The 19,274-nt window shown below is 73.2% G+C and carries 18 protein-coding genes and 1 pseudogene; 5 read left to right on the top strand and 14 right to left on the bottom strand.

Translation table 11 applies throughout. From position 1 onward, the window contains the following. Nucleotides 1–117: 117 nt before the first annotated feature. Nucleotides 118–786: a TetR family transcriptional regulator gene (locus ACFC1X_RS07455; RefSeq protein WP_376349581.1), complete on the bottom strand. Its 669-nt coding sequence runs from the start codon at nt 784–786 to the stop codon at nt 118–120. A 203-nt stretch (nt 787–989) separates the two neighbouring features. On the opposite strand from ACFC1X_RS07455, the gene ACFC1X_RS07460 reads away from it, so the two are divergent. From ACFC1X_RS07460 to ACFC1X_RS07470, 3 genes are read left to right on the top strand one after another with little or no spacing between them, the layout of a single operon-like run. Continuing rightward, the gene (locus ACFC1X_RS07460; RefSeq protein WP_376349583.1) at nt 990–2,381 is read left to right on the top strand and encodes a glycosyltransferase family 4 protein; all 1,392 of its coding nucleotides are present in this window, start codon (nt 990–992) and stop codon (nt 2,379–2,381) included. Next, on the top strand, nt 2,375–3,109 hold the full coding sequence (locus ACFC1X_RS07465) for a class I SAM-dependent methyltransferase (RefSeq protein WP_376349585.1): 735 nt from the start codon (nt 2,375–2,377) through the stop codon (nt 3,107–3,109). The genes ACFC1X_RS07460 and ACFC1X_RS07465 overlap by 7 nt, the downstream gene beginning before the upstream one ends. Then, nucleotides 3,106–4,194 (top strand): prenyltransferase, encoded by a 1,089-nt coding sequence (locus ACFC1X_RS07470; RefSeq protein ID WP_376349587.1) that lies wholly within the window; start codon nt 3,106–3,108, stop codon nt 4,192–4,194. Before ACFC1X_RS07465 ends, ACFC1X_RS07470 begins: the two co-directional genes overlap by 4 nt. Nucleotides 4,195–4,198: 4 nt before the next feature. On the opposite strand, the gene ACFC1X_RS07475 is transcribed toward ACFC1X_RS07470, so the two are convergent. The 7 genes and pseudogenes from ACFC1X_RS07475 to ACFC1X_RS07505 form a co-directional block, all read right to left on the bottom strand. Beyond that, nucleotides 4,199–4,486, bottom strand: a complete 288-nt coding sequence (locus ACFC1X_RS07475; protein WP_376349589.1) for a hypothetical protein — start codon at nt 4,484–4,486, stop codon at nt 4,199–4,201. A 106-nt stretch (nt 4,487–4,592) separates the two neighbouring features. After that, the gene (locus ACFC1X_RS07480) at nt 4,593–5,462 is read right to left on the bottom strand and encodes a hypothetical protein (protein WP_376349590.1); all 870 of its coding nucleotides are present in this window, start codon (nt 5,460–5,462) and stop codon (nt 4,593–4,595) included. 154 nt (nt 5,463–5,616) lie between these two features. Further along, entirely contained in the window at nt 5,617–6,777 is a 1,161-nt protein-coding gene (locus ACFC1X_RS07485) for an RNA-guided endonuclease TnpB family protein (protein ID WP_376349592.1), read from the bottom strand. A gap of 304 nt (nt 6,778–7,081) precedes the next feature. Then, nucleotides 7,082–7,174, bottom strand: a pseudogene (locus ACFC1X_RS07490) (hypothetical protein); the annotation flags it as partial. Between the two features lie 159 nt (nt 7,175–7,333). After that, nucleotides 7,334–8,314, bottom strand: coding sequence for an N-acetylmuramoyl-L-alanine amidase (locus ACFC1X_RS07495; protein ID WP_376349594.1), 981 nt, complete (start codon nt 8,312–8,314; stop codon nt 7,334–7,336). A gap of 22 nt (nt 8,315–8,336) precedes the next feature. Beyond that, the gene (locus ACFC1X_RS07500) at nt 8,337–8,987 is read right to left on the bottom strand and encodes a class I SAM-dependent methyltransferase (RefSeq protein ID WP_376349795.1); all 651 of its coding nucleotides are present in this window, start codon (nt 8,985–8,987) and stop codon (nt 8,337–8,339) included. A 276-nt stretch (nt 8,988–9,263) separates the two neighbouring features. After that, nucleotides 9,264–11,015, bottom strand: coding sequence for an MFS transporter (locus tag ACFC1X_RS07505; RefSeq protein ID WP_376349596.1), 1,752 nt, complete (start codon nt 11,013–11,015; stop codon nt 9,264–9,266). Nucleotides 11,016–11,242: 227 nt separating this feature from the next. On the opposite strand from ACFC1X_RS07505, the gene ACFC1X_RS07510 reads away from it, so the two are divergent. Next, nucleotides 11,243–12,697 (top strand): MFS transporter, encoded by a 1,455-nt coding sequence (locus ACFC1X_RS07510; RefSeq protein ID WP_376349598.1) that lies wholly within the window; start codon nt 11,243–11,245, stop codon nt 12,695–12,697. Between the two features lie 162 nt (nt 12,698–12,859). Here the strand turns inward: ACFC1X_RS07510 and ACFC1X_RS07515 are convergent, their stop codons facing one another. From ACFC1X_RS07515 to ACFC1X_RS07530, 4 genes are read right to left on the bottom strand one after another with little or no spacing between them, the layout of a single operon-like run. Beyond that, nucleotides 12,860–13,492 (bottom strand): response regulator, encoded by a 633-nt coding sequence (locus tag ACFC1X_RS07515; protein ID WP_376349797.1) that lies wholly within the window; start codon nt 13,490–13,492, stop codon nt 12,860–12,862. Nucleotides 13,493–13,522: 30 nt separating this feature from the next. Beyond that, nucleotides 13,523–14,752, bottom strand: coding sequence for a sensor histidine kinase (locus tag ACFC1X_RS07520; protein ID WP_376349600.1), 1,230 nt, complete (start codon nt 14,750–14,752; stop codon nt 13,523–13,525). 34 nt (nt 14,753–14,786) lie between these two features. Beyond that, the gene (locus ACFC1X_RS07525) at nt 14,787–15,506 is read right to left on the bottom strand and encodes an ABC transporter permease (protein ID WP_376349601.1); all 720 of its coding nucleotides are present in this window, start codon (nt 15,504–15,506) and stop codon (nt 14,787–14,789) included. Beyond that, entirely contained in the window at nt 15,503–16,447 is a 945-nt protein-coding gene (locus ACFC1X_RS07530) for an ABC transporter ATP-binding protein (RefSeq protein ID WP_376349603.1), read from the bottom strand. Before ACFC1X_RS07530 ends, ACFC1X_RS07525 begins: the two co-directional genes overlap by 4 nt. Before the next feature lie 161 nt (nt 16,448–16,608). Between ACFC1X_RS07530 and ACFC1X_RS07535 the strand changes: the two genes are divergently transcribed. Further along, nucleotides 16,609–17,484 (top strand): MaoC/PaaZ C-terminal domain-containing protein, encoded by an 876-nt coding sequence (locus tag ACFC1X_RS07535; RefSeq protein ID WP_376349605.1) that lies wholly within the window; start codon nt 16,609–16,611, stop codon nt 17,482–17,484. Nucleotides 17,485–17,574: 90 nt separating this feature from the next. Here the strand turns inward: ACFC1X_RS07535 and ACFC1X_RS07540 are convergent, their stop codons facing one another. Both ACFC1X_RS07540 and ACFC1X_RS07545 read right to left on the bottom strand, forming a co-directional pair. Continuing rightward, the gene (locus tag ACFC1X_RS07540; protein WP_114532719.1) at nt 17,575–17,742 is read right to left on the bottom strand and encodes a hypothetical protein; all 168 of its coding nucleotides are present in this window, start codon (nt 17,740–17,742) and stop codon (nt 17,575–17,577) included. 96 nt (nt 17,743–17,838) lie between these two features. After that, nucleotides 17,839–19,074 (bottom strand): hypothetical protein, encoded by a 1,236-nt coding sequence (locus ACFC1X_RS07545; RefSeq protein ID WP_376349607.1) that lies wholly within the window; start codon nt 19,072–19,074, stop codon nt 17,839–17,841. Between the last annotated feature and the right edge of the window lie 200 nt (nt 19,075–19,274).

Below are 19,274 nucleotides of genomic sequence, written 5' to 3' on the forward strand. Positions count from 1 at the left end.
ACCCGCCCGGTGCGCACCGGCCGAGGGGCGGCCGGGCGGGGGAGCGGGGGCGGGCGCGCTGGGGCTGGGTGTACGGCCCCTGCTGCGCCGACCGGAGGTGCGTCGCTCAAGTCGGCGTCACACGTGCGTCGCCGCCGCCCGCCCCGGGCCGGTCTCCGTCAGGTCGAGCAGGCGGCAGACCGTTTCGATGTCCACGCGTACCTGGGCGAGGGAGGCGCGGCCGGCGAGCCAGGTGATCAGGGTGGAGAGCCAGGTGTGTTCGATGACGCGGACCGCGGAGAGCTGGGCGGGCGTCGCGTTCTCCATGCCGCCGATCGCGTCCAGGATGATCGCGGTGGTCTGCCGGGAGACCTGGTCGACCTCCGGGGAGACGCTGCGGTCGGCGAAGGTCAGGGCGCGGGCCATCGCCTCGGCCAGCCGGGGTTCGCGTTGCAGCGCGCCGAAGGCCCGCATCAGGGTCTGGGCCACCCGGTCACCGGCCGTGTCGCCGGCCGGCGGGCTCTTGCGCAGGGTGCCGTGCAGCCGCTCCAACTGGTCGTGCATGGTGGCGACCAGCAGATGCACCTTGGACGGGAAGTACCGGTACAGCGTGCCGAGGGCCACCTGCGACGACTCCGCGACCTCGCGCATCTGCACGGCCTCGAAGCCGCCCCGGCAGGCCAGCTGGGCGGTCGCGTGCAGGATGCGGCGGCGGCGCTCCCGCTGCCGCTCGGTGAGGGGCGGGGAAGGGGAGAGGGAGGGGGAGAGGTGCTGCGGAGCAATGGCTTCCGCTTCCGGGTTGTCCACCTTGGTCACCTTCTCCCCGTCGTCCGTCCGGCACGGTAGCCCGGCGGAGTGCCGCGCCGTGGCGTGAATCACCTGATCCACTCGTCCCAGCTCCGCTACCTGCCGGTAGATTCGGAGCCTCTGACGATCAAGTCTGAAACTTGTTCTAGATTAACGTCCCGGCGTAGTGTCGCGGGACAGTGCAGTGAGAAGGGGGCCCGGGAGTGACCGCTGAGGCCAGTGGGACGGGTCCCCGTCCGGAGCCCGCCGCCGACGGCTTGCGACCGCTCCGCATCGCCCTCCTCACCTACAAGGGGAACCCGTTCTGCGGCGGCCAGGGCGTCTACGTCCGCCACCTCTCGCGCGAACTGGCCCGCCTCGGCCACCGCGTCGAGGTCGTCGGCGCCCAGCCCTATCCGGTCCTGGACGAGAACCCCCTGGCCGGCGACCGGCTCTCCCTCACCGAGCTGCCCAGCCTCGACCTGTACCGCCAGCCCGACCCCTTCCGCACCCCGGGCCGCGGCGAGTACCGCGACTGGATCGACGCGGTCGAGGTCGGCACGATGTGGACCGGCGGGTTCCCGGAGCCGCTGACGTTCTCGCTGCGCGCCCGCCGCCATCTGCGCGCCCGCCGCGGCGACTTCGACGTCGTGCACGACAACCAGACGCTGGGGTACGGACTGCTCGGCGACGTCGGCGCGCCGCTCGTCACCACCATCCACCACCCCATCACCGTCGACCGGCAACTCGAACTCGACGCCGCCGACGGCTGGAAGCGCCGCTACTCCGTGCGCCGCTGGTACGCCTTCACCCGCATGCAGAAGCGCGTCGCGCGCCGCCTGCCCTCCGTACTCACCGTCTCCGGCACCTCCCGCCAGGAGATCGTCGACCACCTCGGCGTACGGGACGACCGGATCCACGTCGTCCACATCGGCGCCGACACCGACCTGTTCTCGCCCGACCCGTCGGTGCCCCGGGTGCCGGGCCGGATCGTGACCACGTCCAGCGCGGACGTGCCGCTCAAGGGCCTGGTCTTCCTCGTCGAGGCGCTCGCGAAGGCCCGCACCGAGCATCCGCGGGCGCACCTCGTCGTCGTCGGCAAGCGGCCCGCGGAGGGACCCGTCGCGCAGGCGATCGAGCGGTACGGCCTCGAAGGCGCCGTCGAGTTCGTCAAGGGCATCTCCGACGCCGAACTCGTCGACCTGGTGCGGTCGGCGGAGGTGGCGTGCGTGCCGTCGCTGTACGAGGGGTTCTCGCTGCCGGCCGCCGAGGCGATGGCGACGGGCACGGCGCTGCTCGCCACCACCGGCGGGGCCGTCCCGGAGGTCGCCGGACCCGACGGGGAGACCTGCCTCGCGGTGCCGCCGGGCGACGCGGACGCGCTGGCCGCGGGCCTGAACCGGCTGCTCGGCGACCGGGAACTGCGGATGCGGCTCGGCGCGGCCGGACGCGAGCGCGTGCTGCGGCACTTCACGTGGGCCCGCGCCGCCGAGGGCACCGTCGCCCGCTACCGCGAGGCCGTCGGCCCCGCCCGGGCCACCCCGAGGCCCGCCCCCGCGACCCCGACCACCACCAGTGACACCGGCGTCTACCCCGAAAGCAGGGCCACGTGCTGACCGTCGACTTCTCCCGGTTCCCGCTCGCCCCCGGCGACCGCGTACTGGACCTCGGCTGCGGCGCCGGCCGGCACGCGTTCGAGTGCTACCGGCGCGGGGCCCGGGTCGTCGCGCTGGACCGGAACGCCGAGGAAATCCGCGAGGTCGCCAAGTGGTTCGCGGCGATGGAGGAGGCCGGCGAGGCCCCGGCCGGCGCCACCGCCACCGCGATGGAGGGCGACGCGCTGGCCCTGCCCTTCCCCGACGAGTCCTTCGACGTGGTCATCATCTCCGAGGTGATGGAGCACATCCACGACGACAAGGGCGTCCTCGCCGAGATGGTCCGGGTGCTCAGGCCCGGCGGCCGCATCGCGGTCACCGTCCCGCGCTACGGCCCCGAGAAGGTCTGCTGGACCCTCTCCGACGCGTACCACGAGGTCGAGGGCGGCCACATCCGCATCTACAAGGCCGACCAGTTGCTCGCCCGGATCCGCGAGGCGGGGCTGCGGCCGTACGGCAGCCATCACGCGCACGCGCTGCACTCGCCGTACTGGTGGCTGAAGTGCGCGTTCGGCGTCGACAACGACCAGGCGCTGCCGGTGCGGGCGTACCACAAGCTGCTGGTCTGGGACATCATGAAGAAGCCGCTGGCGACGCGGGTCGCCGAGCAGGCGCTGAACCCGCTGATCGGCAAGAGCTTCGTGGCGTACGCGACCAAGCCGCACCTGCCGCCGGTGGACGCCGCGTGACATCGCCCCGCAGTCCTCGCACGCCCCGCACCGAACACCTCGTCCTGCCCGGCGTCCTCACCGACGCCGAGGCCGCCGCGACCGTCCGCGGCATCCTCGCCGTGCAGCGCGAGGACGGGGCGATCCCGTGGTTCCGCGGGCACCATCTCGACCCGTGGGACCACGTCGAGGCGGCGATGGCCCTGGACGCGGCCGACGAGCACGAGGCCGCCGAGCGGGCGTACGGGTGGCTGGCGCGGCACCAGAACGCGGACGGCTCCTGGTACGCCGCCTACGCCGACGGGGACTTCGCCGACGTCACCGACCGCGGCCGGGAGACCAACTTCGTCGCCTACGTCGCGGTCGGCGTCTGGCACCACTACCTCGCCACCGGCGACGACACGTTCCTGGAGCGGATGTGGCCCGTCGTCCACGCGGCGGTCGAGTTCGTGCTGCGGCTCCAGCAGCCCGGCGGGCAGATCGGCTGGCGGCGCGACGACGACGGCACGGACACCACCGACGCGCTGCTGACCGGCAGCTCCTCCATCCACCACGCGCTGCGCTGCGCCCTCGCGATCGCCGAGCAGCGTGAGGAGCCGCAGCCCGACTGGGAGTTGGCGGCGGGCGCGCTGCGGCACGCCATCCGGCGCCACCCGGAGCGGTTCCTGGACAAGGGCCGGTACTCGATGGACTGGTACTACCCGGTGCTGGGCGGCGCGCTGACCGGCACGGAGGCCAGGTCCCGCATCAAGGAGAGCTGGGACCGCTTCGTCGTCCCCGGCCTCGGCGTGCGCTGCGTCGTCCCCAACCCGTGGGTCACGGGCGGCGAGTCGGCCGAACTCGCCCTCGCCCTGTGGGCGGTGGGCGAGTCCGACCACGCCTTGGAGATCCTCCAGTCCATCCAGCACCTGCGCGACCCGGACAGCGGCCTCTACTGGACGGGCTACGTCTTCGAGGACCAGGCCATCTGGCCCCGCGAACTCACCACCTGGACGGCCGGCTCCCTGCTCCTGGCCGTCGCCGCCCTCGGCGGCCACGAGGCCACCTGCCAGGTCTTCTCCGGCGACCACCTGCCGAGGGGCCTGGACCCGGACTGCTGCGTCTGACCGGTCAGCGCCGGCCGAGGCGGCCCGCGATGGCGTGGCCGATGAAGAGGTAGACCACGGCGGCCAAGCCGTAGCCGGCGACCACGCGGGCCCAGTCCTCGTCGAAGGTGAAGAGGTCACGTGACCAGCCGGCCAGCCAGTTGGCCGCGTCATGGACGAACTGGACCAGGTCGTTGGCCCGGTTGGCGTCCAACAGGTACATCAGAATCCACAGGCCGAGGATGAAGGCCATGATGTCGGCGACGACCGCTATGGCTCTGCCCGCGGAACTGGAACCGTGAGATCTAGACATGCCTTGCGTATGGCCCCGGAAGCCCGGCGGAAACCTACGGCGACGGCCCTCCGTCCGGAAGCGGGTCCGGGCGGAGGGCCGTTGAGGTGCCTGCGGGGCGGGCGGGTCAGCCGCGCTGGATGCCCGAGGTGTCCTGGAGGACGCCGCGGCGGCCGTCCTGCGTCTGCGCGACCAGGTTGGCGCCGCGCTGCTCGACGGCCAGGTACCAGGTGCCCGGCGCCAGCTCGGCGATCGGCGTGGGCGAGCCGTCCTCCGCGAAGAGCGGACGCGGCACCGGCACGGCGAACCAGAACGGGGAGAAGTCCCCGGCCGGCTGCGCCTGCGCCTGGGCCTGCTGCGGGGCCTGCGGCTGCGGCTGGGCCTGACCCGGCTGCGGCTGACCACCGAAGGGCTGACCCGGCTGGCCCGGCTGGCCGGGCTGACCCGGCTGGCCGCCGTACGGCTGCTGCTGCGCGCCAGGGTAGCCGTAACCGCCCTGCGGCTGGCCGCCGTAGGGCTGCGGCGCCGCCGGTCGCGAGGCCGGGATCAGGGCGCCCTTGAGCGCGGGGAGCAGCGGCGTGGCCACCGCGGCGGCGGCCATGACCAGCGTGGCGATGAGGGCGAGGATCAGGCCCAGGCCCGCGCCGAACTCGTCGACGATGCCCCCCTCGCCGTCGAAGGCGCCCGCCGGGTCGAAGATGTTGCCGAGCGCGCTCCAGGCCGCGAAGACCGTGAAGGCGATGCCGAACTGGCCGAGGTCGAGACCGGCCACCTTCTTCGGCTGCGGCAGCGCACGGGCCACGACGATGAGCGCGGCGCCGATGACGCCCGCCAGGACGACACCGAGCACGACCGGCCCACTGCCCCACAGGCTGGGGATGTCGGCGCTGTCCGAGGCACCGTCGATCGAGTAGATGTCGAGGAACGACGCGATCAACAGCAGAACCGCTGCTCCGATCACCACGCCGTCGCCTCGAGTGAGGGAGCGGATATTCACTTCAGGTCCTTCGTAGGTCGTCTCGTCGTCAATAGAGGCGTCGCTGTCACGCTGTCGCCGTAAGGCCTGGTGTGAAGCGCAGGGGTGGCCCCTCATCGTAAGGATGACCCTATCGTTGGTCCGGTGAGGCTGTCTTGCGGGGATCAGGCGCAGATCACCACTCGCGCAGGAAACTCACGATTCCGTTACTCGAAGTCTCGGCGACTCTCGGCATTCCAGACGTTTTCGCCTGGAAGGTCCGTGACGGTGTCACCTCAGTGCGTGTTGCTTCGGTGTCCTGACGACGGTCTCCCGCTTCCTTCCGCCGCTGGTGCGGCAGGCTTGCGCCACCTGCCCGTCCGCCCCGGCCGGCGTTGCGGCCGGGACGTTGACGGCGGGTCTTACGGTCGGCTCCACGGGGCTTCGACACGCGGGGCGTGTCCTGGTCTCCGGCCACTCCGGTACCAGTGGTGCAGGCCGCCGCGAGGCCGACCAGGTTGCGGGCTGCGTTCTCGTCCCGGTCCAGGACCAGGCCGCAGGTGTCACAGGTGAAGACTCGGACGTGCAGCGGCAGTTTGGCTTTCACCGCGCCGCAGTGCGAGCAGCTCTTTGAGGTGGGTTGCCAGCGGTTGGCCACGATGGTGGGGCAGGCGTTGCGTCGGCCCTTGTAGGTGAGTTGGCGGCGGATCTCTCCGAACCCGGCATCGGCCACCCGGCGGGCGAGTCGCTTGTTGCGGAGCATGCCGGCGACGTTGAGATCTTCGAGTACTACCGTGCCGTACTCGGAGCGCACGCGGGTGGTGAGCTTGTGCAGCGCGTCGGTCCGCAGGTTCGCTACCCGGTGGTGGATCTTGTTGCGTTCGCGGTTGGCCTTCTCCCACCGCTTCGACGGCTTCTGGCCGGTCCTTCGGTCCGGTCCCTGCCGTCGGGAGACGCGGCGGGAATGGAACCTCAGCAGCTTGAGGGCGCCGTCCAGGTGCCTCGGGTTCGGCTCGTACCGTGTCTGCCCGGAACTGTCGGCCAGGACCGCGAGGTGCTTCACGCCCAGGTCGATGCCGACAGCCGTGTCCGGCTGGTCGACGTGGGTAATCTCCCGGGCTGTTTCTACCTGGAAGGAGACGAACCAGCGTCCGCGCTCATGCCGGACGGTCGCGGAGAGGATGCGCGCTCTGTCGGCCTGGATGCGGTCCAGGAGCTTGATGGTGGGTTCGTGGGTGCGGATCCTGCCCAGCCGGGGCAGGGTGACATGCCGGTTGTCGGGCTCGATGCGGATCGTGCCGGTGGTGAACCGGCATGCCAGGCGGGGCCTTCTGCTTCGTCTTACGGCGCGGGACACCCACCCTGGCGCCTTTGCGTTTGCTCTGCTTGGACTTGGCGTAGTTGTCGAACGCGGCGGCTGCGTTCGACAGGCCCGTATTGTAGGCCTCCTTGGAATTCTCCTGCCACCAGTCGGTGAATCTCGGATCGGCGGTCTTGACCCGGTTGAACTCCTTGCGCAGTGAGGGCAGCGACCACGGCCGCCACAGCGTCAGCTCCTCCTCAACGATGCCGTAAGAAGCTTCGGCCTTACGCTGCCACCACGAGGCGGTCACCCATGACACGGCCCAGTTGTAGGCGGCGCGGGCGGCACCGCAGTGCGAGCGCAGCGCCTGCTCCTGTCCGGCGTTCGGGTCGAGCGCGAACTTGTAGGCCTGCACTACACAGCCGGGTCGCGGCTTGAACTTCCGGCTCATTCGGCAGCCTCACCCCCACTTCGAAGATCACCTCGTTGCACCCAACGAGGATGGGCAGCCGAAGGTCACGCATTCGATGAGGGAACACCAGTTTCCGTCTGAGGAGTCAAAGACCCCGGCTCGCGATACACAGGCGCGCCATTGCCCAGCGGTGCTTGTCTACTTTCTCAGAAAGCTTGCAAGGCCATCCGAGATCCCTTGCGCCGCCTTCTGCCGCCAGCTGCCGCTGGTCAGCAGCGCCACGTCCTTGTCGTCGCGCATGTTGCCGCACTCGATGAACACCTTGGGAACCGTTGACAGATTGAGACCGCCCAGGTCCGTGCGTGTGACCAGGCCGGTGCCGTCGCCCACGTAGTTGGACGGCGCGCTGCCCGTGGCGCGCACGAAGTTGCCCGCGACGCGCTCGCCGAGTTCGGCGGAGGGCGCGACGATGGCGCGGGTGTCCGCGTCGCCGTCGTGCACCGAGCCCGGCAGGATCACGTGGAAGCCGCGGTTGCCGGCCCCCGACCCGTCGGCGTGGATCGAGATCGCGGCGTCCGCGTCCGCCTCGTTGCCGATCCGGGCCCGCTCGTCCACGCAGGGGCCGTACGAACGGTCGCCGTCCTGCGTCAGTTTCACCGTGGCGCCCTGCTTCTCCAGCAGCGTGCGCAGCCGGTGGGCGACGTCGAGGGTGAACTTCGCCTCCGGATAGCCCGCGTTGGTGGCGGTGCCCGTCGTGTCGCACTCCTTCCAGTGCGTGCCGACGTTCACCTTCCGGTTGATCTCGGACGCGTGCTGGAAGTTGCCCGGGTTGTGCCCGGGGTCGATGACGACGACCTTCCCCTCGAGCGGCCCGGACGCCCCGGCGGGCGCGGACTTGGAGTCGGAGGGGGACGCGGTCGGCTTCCCGGTGGCGGAGGGCGAGGAGTCCGCGGGCTTCTTGGCGTCGTCGCTCGCGGAGGCCGCGCCTTCGGAGGGTGCCGCCGAGGACGTCCGCGCGCCGGCCGCGTCCCCGCCGTCGTCGGAGCCGCCGACCGCCGCGTACACCCCCCACCCGAGCAACGCCCCGGGCACCAGCGCGGCGACCGCCACGGTCAGCGGGCGGCGCAGCGGGGAGCGACGGGGCCGGGGAGGTTCGAAATCGGGGCCTGTGTACGACACGTCAGCGACTCTAACCGTGCCCTCAGATCCCCGTGCCCGTTCGCCGCAGGACGCGCAGCGAGTCGGTCACGGAGACCTCCGTGAAGGCGCCGGACGCGAGGGCCCTGAGGTAGACGCGGTACGGGGCCTGGCCGGTGAACTCGTCGGCCGGGTGCGGGAAGACGTCGTGGATGACCAGGAGGCCGCCGTCGGCCACGTGCGGTGCCCAGCCCTCGTAGTCCGCGTTCGCGTGCTCGTCGGTGTGGCCGCCGTCGACGAAGACGAGGCCGAGGGGGGAGTTCCAGACCGCCGCGACCTGGGGCGAGCGGCCGACGAGGGCGACCACGTGGTCCTCCAGACCTGCTCGGTGCAGGGTGCGGCGGAAGGTCGGGAGGGTGTCCATCACGCCCAGCTCGGGATCGACCGTCTCCGGGTCGTGGTAGTCCCAGCCCGGCTGCTGCTCCTCGCTGCCCCGGTGGTGGTCGACGGTGAGCGCGGTGACCCCGGCCCGGCGGGCCGCGTCGGCGAGCAGGACGGTGGAGCGCCCGCAGTACGTGCCGACCTCCAGCAGCGGCAGCCCGAGCCCGCCTGCCTCCACGGCGGCGGCGTACAGCGCGCGGCCCTCGTGCACGGGCATGAACCCCTTGGCGGCCTCGAAGGCGGCCAGGACATCGGGGGCGGGCGGCGCGGACATGCGGGTCCTCTCGGCGACACGGGGCGCCGGGCAGCGGCGCGGTTCGGCGCCCATGCTGCCGCACCTCCTGCCGGGTGTGCGGGCGGGGGTGCGACGAGGAGGTTGGGGTGGGCGTGCGGGGGCGGGGAGAGCCTTGCCGGGCCCGGCGCGGAGTTGGGCGCTTGTACTGCCGCACGCCCTGCCGGGTGTGGCCGGTGAGGGTGCGGCCCCCCATCGGCCCGCACCCCCTGCCGGGCGTGCGGCAGGGGGTGCGGTGAGGGAGTGACGGCGTGCGGGTCAGGCGGGGACCGTCTCGCCCGGCAGGGACAGGTCCAGGGCGACCTGGTCGTCGCCGCCGTGGGTCGCCGCGTGGGCGAGCGGCCCGTGTCCGGCGGCGCGGGCGGCCAGTACGTACGGGCCCCGCGCGGGCACGGCCAGGGCGTAGCTGCCGTCCCCGGCGGAGAGGGTCGCGCCCGCCTGCCGGCCGTGCCGGTCGATCAGCGTGACCTTGGCGCGGGCGACGGGGGCGCCGTCGGCGGCCAGCACCCGGCCCCGGAAGCCGCGCGGCGGCTCACCGGCGAGTGCCTGCTCGGCGCGGGCCAGGTTCGCGTCCTCCTCGCTGCTCGCGCGCAGCTGCGTGGCCGTGGACGGGCGGCGGCGGGGGAGGAAGAAGGCCAGCGCCAGGCCGACGGCGACCGCGCCGGTCGCGATCAGGAAGGAGACCCGGAAGCCATGCATGGTGGGGACGGCGACCCCGCCGACGTCGTTCGCGGTGTTGGCGAGCACCATGCCGATCACGGCGCTCGACACCGACGTACCGATGGACCGCATCAGGGTGTTGAGGCCGTTGGCCGCGCCCGTCTCCGAGGCCGGGACCGCGCCGATGATCAGCGCCGGCAGCGAGGAGTAGGCGAGGCCGATGCCCGCGCCGATCAGCACGGAGGTGATGACGGTCTGCCAGGCGGCGTTCATCAGGCCGAGGCCGCCGGCGTAGCCGATCCCGATGATCAGCAGGCCGATGATCAGGGTCGTCCGGGGGCCGTAGCGGGCGGACAGCCGGGCGTACACCGGCGCCGTGAACATCATCGTCAGGCCCAGCGGCGCCACGCACAGGCCCGCGACGACCATCGACTGGCCGAGACCGTAGCCCGTCTCGGCGGGCAGCTGGAGGAGCTGCGGCAGGACGAGGGAGATGACGAAGAAGGAGACGCCGACCATGATCGAGGCGAGGTTGGTGAGCAGCACCTCGCGGCGGGCCGTGGTGCGCAGGTCGACCAGCGGGGCGGCGACGCGCAGCTCCATCAGGCCCCACAGCAGCAGGACCACGACGGCGGCGGCGAACAGGCCGAGCGTGGTGGGCGACGACCAGCCCCAGTCGCTGCCCTTGGTGATCGGCAGGAGGAAGAGGATCAGACCGGCGGTCAGACCGACCGCGCCCGGCAGGTCGAAGGAGCCCTTGGCGCGCAGCGGGGACTCCGGTACGACCAGCAGGGTCAGGGCGATGGAGAGCACGCCGAGCCCGGCGGCGCCGTAGAACAGGGTGTGCCAGTCGGCGTGCTGGGCGACCAGGGCCGCGGCGGGCAGCGCGAGGCCGCCGCCGACGCCGATCGAGGAGCTCATCAGCGCCATCGCCGAGCCGAGCCGCTCGCGGGGCAGCATGTCGCGCATCAGGCCGATGCCGAGGGGTATCGCGCCCATCGCGACGCCCTGGAGCGTGCGGCCGACGATCATCGGGAGCAGTGCGTCGGTGAACGCGCTGATCAGCGCGCCCACCACCATCACCGAGAGGCTGACGATCAGCATGCGGCGCTTGCCGAACAGGTCGCCGAGCCGGCCCATGATCGGCGTGGCCACGGCTCCGGACAGGAGCGTCGAGGTCAGGACCCAGGTGGCGTTGCCGGGGGTGGTGTCCAGGAGCGCGGGCAGGTCCTTGATGACGGGGACGAGCAGGGTCTGCATCACCGCGACGACGATGCCCGCGAAGGCGAGCACCGGGACGGTGGCCCCGCTCGCACTCCGGGTGGGTTCGTCGGTCGTCGTGTGGGACATGGGGTGGGGCCTCCAGGCCGGGGGGCGTCGAATGCGGTGCGGTACGGCTGTGCGGGATGGCTGCAGGATGAACCTCGTCAGCCGGGGCAACTATTCCGTTGCTTCGGGTCCCTAATGAATTCTTGACCTTCTCTTGGTCCTCGTCCTGGTCCTCGACGCCTGGGTCCGAGGACCTAGGCCGGTCCGGGACCAAATTCCGATGTACGGACCGGGCTGCCGTTGAGACCATGACACCCATGCCCGAAGCAACCAGTTCCCCCGTCTCCGCCACCGCGCGGACATCCACCCGCCGCACGCCCCCGACCTGGCTGATCGTCGCCCTGGCCTGTGCCGGACAGTTCCTGGTCGTGCTCGACGTGTCCGTCGTCAACGTCGCCCTGCCGTCCATGCGCACCGACCTCGGGCTGAGCGCGCAGGGGCTCCAGTGGGTGGTCAACGCCTACGCCATCGCCTTCGCCGGGTTCATGCTGCTCGGCGGCCGGGCCGGTGACCTGTACGGGCGCAAGCGGATGTTTCTGGTCGGGCTCGGGCTGTTCACCCTGGCCTCACTGGGCGGCGGCCTGGCCCAGGAGGGCTGGCAGTTGCTGGCCGCGCGGGCCGTGCAGGGCCTCGGCGCGGCCGTACTCGCGCCCTCGACGCTGACGATCCTGACGGCGGCCGTGCCCGAGGGGGCCGCGCGGGCCCGGGCGATCGCGACCTGGACCGCCGTGGGCGCCGGGGGCGGCGCCGCGGGCGGACTGGTGGGCGGCGCCCTGGTGGACGGGCTGTCCTGGCGCTGGGTGCTGCTGATCAACGTGCCGGTGGGCGCGGTGGTGCTGGCCGGCGCCGTGCTGTGGCTGACCGAGAGCCGGGGCGCGGCGCGGCGGCGCCTCGACCTGCCGGGCGCGCTGCTGGTGACCGTCGGCCTGGCCACGCTCGCCTACGGCATCTCGCAGACCGAGTCCGAGGGCTGGACGGCGACGGCGACGCTGGTGCCGCTGCTCGCCGGCCTCGCGCTGCTCGGGCTGTTCCTCCTCGTCGAGGCGCGGACGGCGGCGCCGCTGATGCCGCTGGGGCTGCTGCGGCTGCGGTCGGTGGCGTCGGCGAACGTGGCGATGCTGGTGTCCGGCTCGTCGATGTTCTCGATGTGGTACTTCATGACGCTGTACGCGCAGAACGTGCTGGGCTACACCCCGCTGGAGGCCGGTCTCGCGCTGGTGCCCAGCTCGCTGGCGGTGATCCTCGGGTCGAAGGCGGCGCCGCGGTTCATGCCGGTGCTCGGGGCGCGGAACGTGGCCGTGCTGGGCACGCTCGTGGCGGCGGCCGGCTTCGGCTGGCAGTCGACGATGACCGCGGACGGGGGCTTCCTGACGGCGATCATGATCCCTGGCGTGCTGATGATGCTGGGCGCGGGCATGGCGGCGACGCCGTTGGCCTCGCTGGCCATCTCCGGTGCGGCACCCGGCGACGCGGGGCTGGTCTCCGGCCTGGTCAACACCTCCCGCACGATGGGCGGTTCGCTGGGCCTCGCGGTGATGTCGACGATCGCGGCGGCGAGGTCCGGCGGAGAGCACGCCGGCCCGGTGGCACTGACGGACGGCTACGCCCTGGTCTTCCGCACGGGAACGGCGGTCCTGACCGCCGCCGCCCTCCTCATGTGGGCATGGCTCCCGGCCGGAAAGCCAAAGCCCACCCCTGCATGAGCGCCCCGCAGGGGCGCGGGGAACTGCGCGAGCAACCCCCACCGTCCCGCACCCGAGGAACCACCCCGGCCTGAGCGCCCCAAAGGGGCGCGGGGAACTGCGCGAACAACCCCCACCGGCCTGCACTCGAAGAACCACCCCCCTCGCCGGGAGGGCCCCCACTCACACCCACCCCTGCCGTCGAGCCTCGCGCAGCGCCTCCGCCCGGTTGCGCGTAGCCGTCTTGCCAATGGCCGCCGACAGATAGTTGCGCACCGTGGACTCGGAGAGATGCAGAACCGCGGCGACGTCGGCCACGGTCGCCCCGTCCGCCGACGCCCGCAGCACGTCGCACTCCCGGGCCGTGAGCGGGCTCGGCCCCGCACTGAGCGCGGCGGCGGCCAGTACAGGGTCCACGACCGTCTCACCGCCCAGCACCCGGCGGACCGCACCGGCCAGTTCCTCCACCGGACCGTCCTTCACCAGGAAACCGGCGGCGCCCGCCTCCATGGCCCGCCGCAGGTACCCGGGACGGCCGAACGTGGTCAGGATCAGCACCCGGCAGCCGGGCACCCGCTCCCTCAGTTCGGCGGCGGCGTCCAGGCCGCTGCGGCCCGGCAGTTCGATGTCGAGCAGGGCGACGTCCGGACGGTGCGCGAGCGCGGCGGCGACGATCTCGTCCCCGGCCGACACCTGCGCGACCACCTCGATGTCCTCCTCCATCCCGAGCAGCAGCGCGAGCGCGCCGCGCATCATGCCCTGGTCCTCGGCGAGGAGGACGCGGATGGGGTGGGGGCGGGGAGGCGTGTCGGTCACGGGGGAAGACTCGTCGGTCACGGGGCCAGGTTAGGGCGCCGAAGCCCCCACCGGCCTCTCCTCCTCCTCCTGGACCGGCAGTTCCGCCGTCACCGCGAAGCCGCCCCGCGGCTCCACGCCCGCGGTCAGGGAGCCGCCGGCCGTGAGGAGGCGTTCCGTCAGGCCGGTCAGGCCGGTGCCCGGACCTTGCGTGGGGCCGACGGCGCCCGTGCCGTTGTCCGTTACGGTGAGCCGGACCCGGTCCGCGCCGCCCGACACCGCGATCTCGCACCGGCTCGCCCCGCTGTGCCGTACGACGTTGGTGACCGCCTCCCGCACCACCCACCCCAGCAGCGCCTCGGCCTGCGGAGGCAGCGGCGGTCCCGAGCGGAGGACCACCGGCTCCACGTCCGCCGCGGCCAGCGCCGAACGGGCCCGGTCCAGCTCGGTCCCCAGGCTGCCCTCCCGGTATCCGGTGACCGCCTCCCGGACCTCCGTCAGCGCCTGGCGCCCGACCGCCTCGATGTCGGTGATCTGGGTCAGCGCGGCGTCCAGGTCGCGGTGCGCCAGCCGCCGGGCCGCCTCCGACTTGACCACGATCACGGACAGGGTGTGCCCGAGCAGGTCGTGCAGGTCCCGGGAGAACCGCAGCCGCTCCTGCGCCACCGCCCGCGTCGCCAGTTCCTCCCGGGCCGCGCGCAGTTGCCGTACGGCGTCGGACAGGCCCAGGATCGCGGCCGTCACCATCGTCGACAGGAAGGTTCCGTAGGCGATGTTCAGGCCGGTCCAGCCGTCCTTGACGCCGGCCACGATCCCCGCCACGGCCGCCAGCGTCCAGCCCCACCGGCCCAGCCACCGGCCGCGCAGCGCCGCGCCCACCGCGAGGCCGAGCAGCGGGAAGAACAGCAGCCAGCTGCCGCCGTAGGCCAGGGACAGGCCGCAGGTCACCAGCGCCATGCCGGCCAGGGCCAGCCGCGTCGACGGCGACTCGCGCAGCTCCTTGTCGAAGGAGCGGAAGGCCACGTAGATGTAGAGCGAGTTGAAGACCAGCAGCCCCAGGCCGCCGATCCACGGGTTCGACGTCCGTCCCTGGAAGATGTTGGCCAGGCTGCCCAGGCCCATCAGCAGCCAGGGCAGGAGCGCGAAACCGGTGGGCGGCGGACCGACCCGCTCCGGCAGCTCGCCCGCCTTCGCCGCCTCCGCCGGCTCGGACTGCCGCGCCAGCTGCCACGCGTCCAGGCGGCACGAGACCCCGCGCAGCCACCCTCCGGTCCCGGTCATCGCCCTCGGCTCCTCTCCTCGGTCGTTCACGTGCTCAGCCGCGTTCCGCGCCGCGCCGGTAGGACAGGACGGCGTACGCCCCGAACGCCAGCAGCCATGCCGTCAGTACGAGAATCGCACCCGCCGGGGGCGCGTGCCCCGTGGCGATCGAGGTGCCCAGCTCGGCGAAGCGGTTGGTCGGGGTGTACGAGGACACCGCGCGCAGCCACTCCGGGAACAGCGCCAACGGGAACCACAGCCCGCCCAGGACCGCGAGCCCCAGGTTGGCCACCATGTTCGCCACGCCGGTGGTCTGCCCGGTCAGCCGGTAGCCGTTGCCGAGGCCCAGCAGCGTGAAGGGGACCGACCCCAGCCACAGCAGCAGCGCCAGCGCCGCCCACTGCCACGCCTCCAGCCGTACGCCGTTGACCAGGCCGCCCGCGGCGAGTACCGCCGTGATCGCGGGCAGCACCGTGACCGAGGCGGTCAGCGCGCGGCCCACCACCACCTGGTGCGGCGGCATCGGCGTCACCCGCAGCTGCCGCAGCCAGCCGATCGCCCGGTCCTCGGCGACCCCGCCGCCGGTGTTCAGGGCCGAGCCGACCGCGCCGTACGCCGCCATGCCGACCATCGCCCCGGTCTTCCAGTCGCCCGCATCGCCGCCGCCGAGGTTGGTGAAGAGGAGGTACATGAGGACCGGCATGGCGATGCCGCCGATGACGAAGCCGGGGTCGCGCAGCGTGCGGCGCGTCTCCAGCCGCAGGTAGTCCCTCATCGCACCGGCTCCGTCTCCGTGGTGGTCTTCGCAGTGGTCTCCGCGGGCCTCGTCGTCAGGGCCAGGAAGGCGTCGTCCAGCGACGCCGGGGCGACCTCCAGGCCGCGGATCGCGCCGCGCTCGGCGAGGGCGATCACGGTCGCGTCGGAGTCCTCGGTGCGCAGCAGCGCCCGGTCCCCGCGGATCTCCAGCGCGCGCACGCCGGGCAGCAGCGCCAGGTCGCCGGTGGCCCGGCCGGCCAGGTCGAAGGAGACGCGGCTGCCGCCCGCCGCCCGGCGCAGTTCGTCACCGGTGCCGTCCGCGACGATCCGCCCCCGGTCGAGGACGAGGATGCGGTCGGCGTGCGCCTCTGCCTCCTCCAGGTAGTGGGTGGAGAAGAGGACGGTGCTGCCGCGCCGCGCGTAGGCCCGCATCGACTCCCAGAAGGTGTGCCGGGCCTCCACGTCCAGGGCCGCCGTGGGTTCGTCGAGGACCAGCAGGCCGGGGTTGCCGGCCAGCGCGACCGCGAACCGCACCCGCTGGGTCTGCCCGCCGGACAGCCGGTCCACACGACGCCCGGCCAGCCGCTCGATCCCGGCCAGCTCCAGGGCCTGCCCGACCGGCATCGGCGCCGGGTAGCGGCCGGCCACGAAGGCGACCAGCTCGCCCACGGTGACCCGGGGCACCGCCCGTGCCTCCTGGAGCATGGCCCCCACCCGGCCCGCGCGCACCGCCCGCTCCGGCTCCCCGCCGAACAGCGCCACCGTGCCCGCGTCGGGCGGGCACAGGCCCAGCAGCAGCGCGATCGCCGTGGACTTCCCGGCGCCGTTGCGGCCGAGCAGCGCGACCGTCTCGCCGCGCGCGATCTCCAGGTCCACGCCGTCCACGGCGCGCACGTCGCCGTACGCCTTGGCCGCTCGCGTGAAGGAGACGGCGCTCGCGGTGGCCTCTGTCGCTCTCATGCCGATGACGCTACGGAGCGGGCGGGGGCGGGCGGCAGATGCGGTTGTCCGGAGTTCGGGAGGACAAATGTCCCGGCCGGCCGGCGTCCCGTACGGTCGTGACCGCCGGTCACCGTCCACATGCCCGGGAGGCCCGGGAGGCCCGGGAGAAGGGGACAGCCATGCCCATCGACGCGGCCACGGCACTCGCCGCACCGCCCCACGTCCGCGAACTCGCCTGGGACCACAAGGACGTCCAGCTCTACCACCTCGGGATCGGCGCGGGACTGCCCGCCACCGACCCCCGCGAGCTGCGCTACACCCTGGAGTCGCGGCTGCACGTGCTGCCGAGCTTCGCGACGGTGGCGGGCGGCGGACCCCCGGGCGTGATCGGCGCGCTGTCCAGGCCCGGCGTCGACGTCGACCTCGCCCGCGTCCTGCACGGCGGGCAGCGCCTGCTGACGCACCGGCCCGTCCCGGTGCGCGGCCGGGCGAGCGCGGCCTCGCGCGTCGTCGCCGTGTACGACAAGGGCACGGCGGCCGTCCTCGTACTGCGCACCGACGTCACCGACGCGGACGGGCCGCTGTGGACAGACGAGGCCGAGATCTTCGTACGCGGGGAGGGCGGCTGGGGCGGTGAGCGGGGGCCGTCCGGGCGCCCGGCCCCGCCGCCGGACACGGAACCCGATCGGGTCGCCGAACTGCCGGTGCGCGAGGACCAGGCCCTGCTCTACCGGCTCACCGGTGACTGGAACCCGCTGCACGCCGACCCGGAGTTCGCCGCGCGTGCCGGCTTCGAGCGGCCCGTCCTGCACGGGCTGTGCAGCTACGGCGCCACGCTCAAGTCGGTGGTCGACACGCTGCTGGACGGTGACGTGACCCGGGTACGCGAGTACCGCACGCGGTTCGCCGGGGTGGTGTATCCGGGGGAGACGCTGCGGGTGCGGATGTGGCGGCCGGCGGTGCCGGACGGCGGCCGCTCGGTGCGGGTGGCGGTGAGCGCCGTCGAGCGGGACGACGCCCCGGTCCTCGCCGACACCGTCGTCCGGTACGGGTGACGACGACGGCCCCGTCCGTCGGAGTGACGCACGGGGCCGTAGCCGCTTGCCTGCTTCTTTACTGCGTGTGTGTCGTGCCTCGGCGTGCCGTCAGGCCGCCGTCCCGGACTCCTCGGACGGCTTGCGGTGACGGCCCCGCGGGGTCGCCGCGGCCTCCTGGCTGGAGACCGGTCCGCGGTGCTTGCCGTGGCCGGTGTCGGACTCGGAAACGTCGGCACCGTCGGCCTGCATCGGCTGGGTCGTGCTGGCGTCGTTCATCGGAAGAATTCACCCCGTCAACATGATCTTTCTTACAGCCGGGCGAGTGTAACCGGCACCCCTCGACCCGAATCCAGGCGGCCACGCCAACCGGCACTACTTCGTTACAAGCCGCGCCAGCGGGGCCTGTTGAAGGGGTACGGGGCGGGGTGGAGGGGGTGCCTGTTCATCCTTTTCGTCCCGCTTTTCGTCCGGCTTTCCGGCCGGCATTCCGCCCGGCTTTCCGTCCGGCTCGGCGGGCCGGTCCGGAGCCGTGTCCTCCGTATCGGCGGCGCCTCCCGCTCCTCCCGCGCCGTCGGCGTCTTGCGCTTCCCCCGGGGCCAGCCGCGCCACCCCGCACGGCAGCTCCGGGGTGGAGCACGGCAGCCGCAGCTCCCCGTCCGGCGTCCACAGTCCGGCCCCCGTCAACCACCCCTCGGGCGCCGGAAGATGACGCACCCGCCGCTCGGCGGGCCGCCACACCCCGACCCAGCTGCCGAACGGGCCGTCCACGCGCAGCGCCACCGCGCAGCGCTCCGGCGTCAGCGCCTGCCCCGGCTGGATCGCGACCGGCGTCACCACGCAGTCCGGCAGCCGCAGGCACTCCGGGAAGCGCACCGGCAGCGTGCTGCCCAGCACCCCCCAGCCCAGCCGTTCCCGCCCCGGCGAGGGCGCGTCCGAACGGATCAGCACCAGCCCGCTGTCGGGGTCGGCCAGCAGTATCCGGTCGTCGCTCTCGGCGGCGATCTGCAGCAGCGGCGACACCTCTCCGTCCCGCTCCAGGTCCACCGCGACCGCCTTCACGCGTCCGCCGGTCTCCCGGTCCAGGGCGAGTATCCGGCCCGCGCGGTCCAGCCAGGCCCCGCCCGAGCAGCGGCCGGGGATCTCGGCCACCCGCTCCGGCCCGAAGGCCCCGCCCGCGACCTGCCACAGCACCGTCGCGCGCGGGCCGACGGCGAGCGCGTACGCCCGCTCGCCGCCCGGCACCGGCGGGAGCAGCCGCAGCCCGGTGGTGTCCGGCGGGCACTCCACCGCGCCGAGCGGCAGCTCACCGGTGCCCGGGCCGGTCGGGTACAGCAGCGAGAAGAGGTGCCGTCCGGCCGCGACGCGGTGCACCAGGACCCGCCCGTCGGCCATCGGCTGCACCTCCGTGCCGGGCTCCTCGGGCTGGTTGCCGGGCAGCGGCACCGCGTACGGCTCGGGGCCGTCCAGGGTCCAGCGCTCCGGGTACCAGGAGTCCCCGCGCCGGGCGAGGCGCGCGGCGTAGGCGCCCTCCGCGGTGATGCTGCAGCCCGCCCGCGGGGCCCCGCTGTTCCCGGACTCCGCCGAAGGCTCGATCGCACAGGCCGTCATCGTTCGGTCACCTCCGGCGACGAAGCTAGTTTTCGCACGCACGGGCGGGGGACCGGCCGCCGTCCCCATCACACGTACGTGTGTCACAGGAACGATTCGCCTGAGAGGAGGGAGGGGTGTGTGCTGTGCCGGACCGGGGCCGGCGGCGAGGGCCGCGGCGGGTACGGGCGACGGGTACAAGGGCACAGAACCTCCAGGTA

Source organism: Streptomyces sp. NPDC056128, from assembly GCF_042263835.1.
In the GTDB taxonomy this organism is placed as follows: Bacteria; Actinomycetota; Actinomycetes; order Streptomycetales; family Streptomycetaceae; genus Streptomyces.

Bases quoted from the DNA above. Each gene is read 5' to 3' on its own strand.
- ACFC1X_RS07475 (WP_376349589.1), bottom strand. From the start codon at position 4,486: ATGTCTAGATCTCACGGTTCCAGTTCCGCGGGCAGAGCCATAGCGGTC.
- ACFC1X_RS07500 (WP_376349795.1), bottom strand. From the start codon at position 8,987: ATGTCCGCGCCGCCCGCCCCCGATGTCCTGGCCGCCTTCGAGGCCGCC.
- ACFC1X_RS07505 (WP_376349596.1), bottom strand. From the start codon at position 11,015: ATGTCCCACACGACGACCGACGAACCCACCCGGAGTGCGAGCGGGGCC.
- ACFC1X_RS07510 (WP_376349598.1), top strand. From the start codon at position 11,243: ATGACACCCATGCCCGAAGCAACCAGTTCCCCCGTCTCCGCCACCGCG.
- ACFC1X_RS07520 (WP_376349600.1), bottom strand. From the start codon at position 14,752: ATGACCGGGACCGGAGGGTGGCTGCGCGGGGTCTCGTGCCGCCTGGAC.
- ACFC1X_RS07525 (WP_376349601.1), bottom strand. From the start codon at position 15,506: ATGAGGGACTACCTGCGGCTGGAGACGCGCCGCACGCTGCGCGACCCC.
- ACFC1X_RS07530 (WP_376349603.1), bottom strand. From the start codon at position 16,447: ATGAGAGCGACAGAGGCCACCGCGAGCGCCGTCTCCTTCACGCGAGCG.
- ACFC1X_RS07535 (WP_376349605.1), top strand. From the start codon at position 16,609: ATGCCCATCGACGCGGCCACGGCACTCGCCGCACCGCCCCACGTCCGC.
- ACFC1X_RS07540 (WP_114532719.1), bottom strand. From the start codon at position 17,742: ATGAACGACGCCAGCACGACCCAGCCGATGCAGGCCGACGGTGCCGAC.
- ACFC1X_RS07545 (WP_376349607.1), bottom strand. From the start codon at position 19,074: ATGACGGCCTGTGCGATCGAGCCTTCGGCGGAGTCCGGGAACAGCGGG.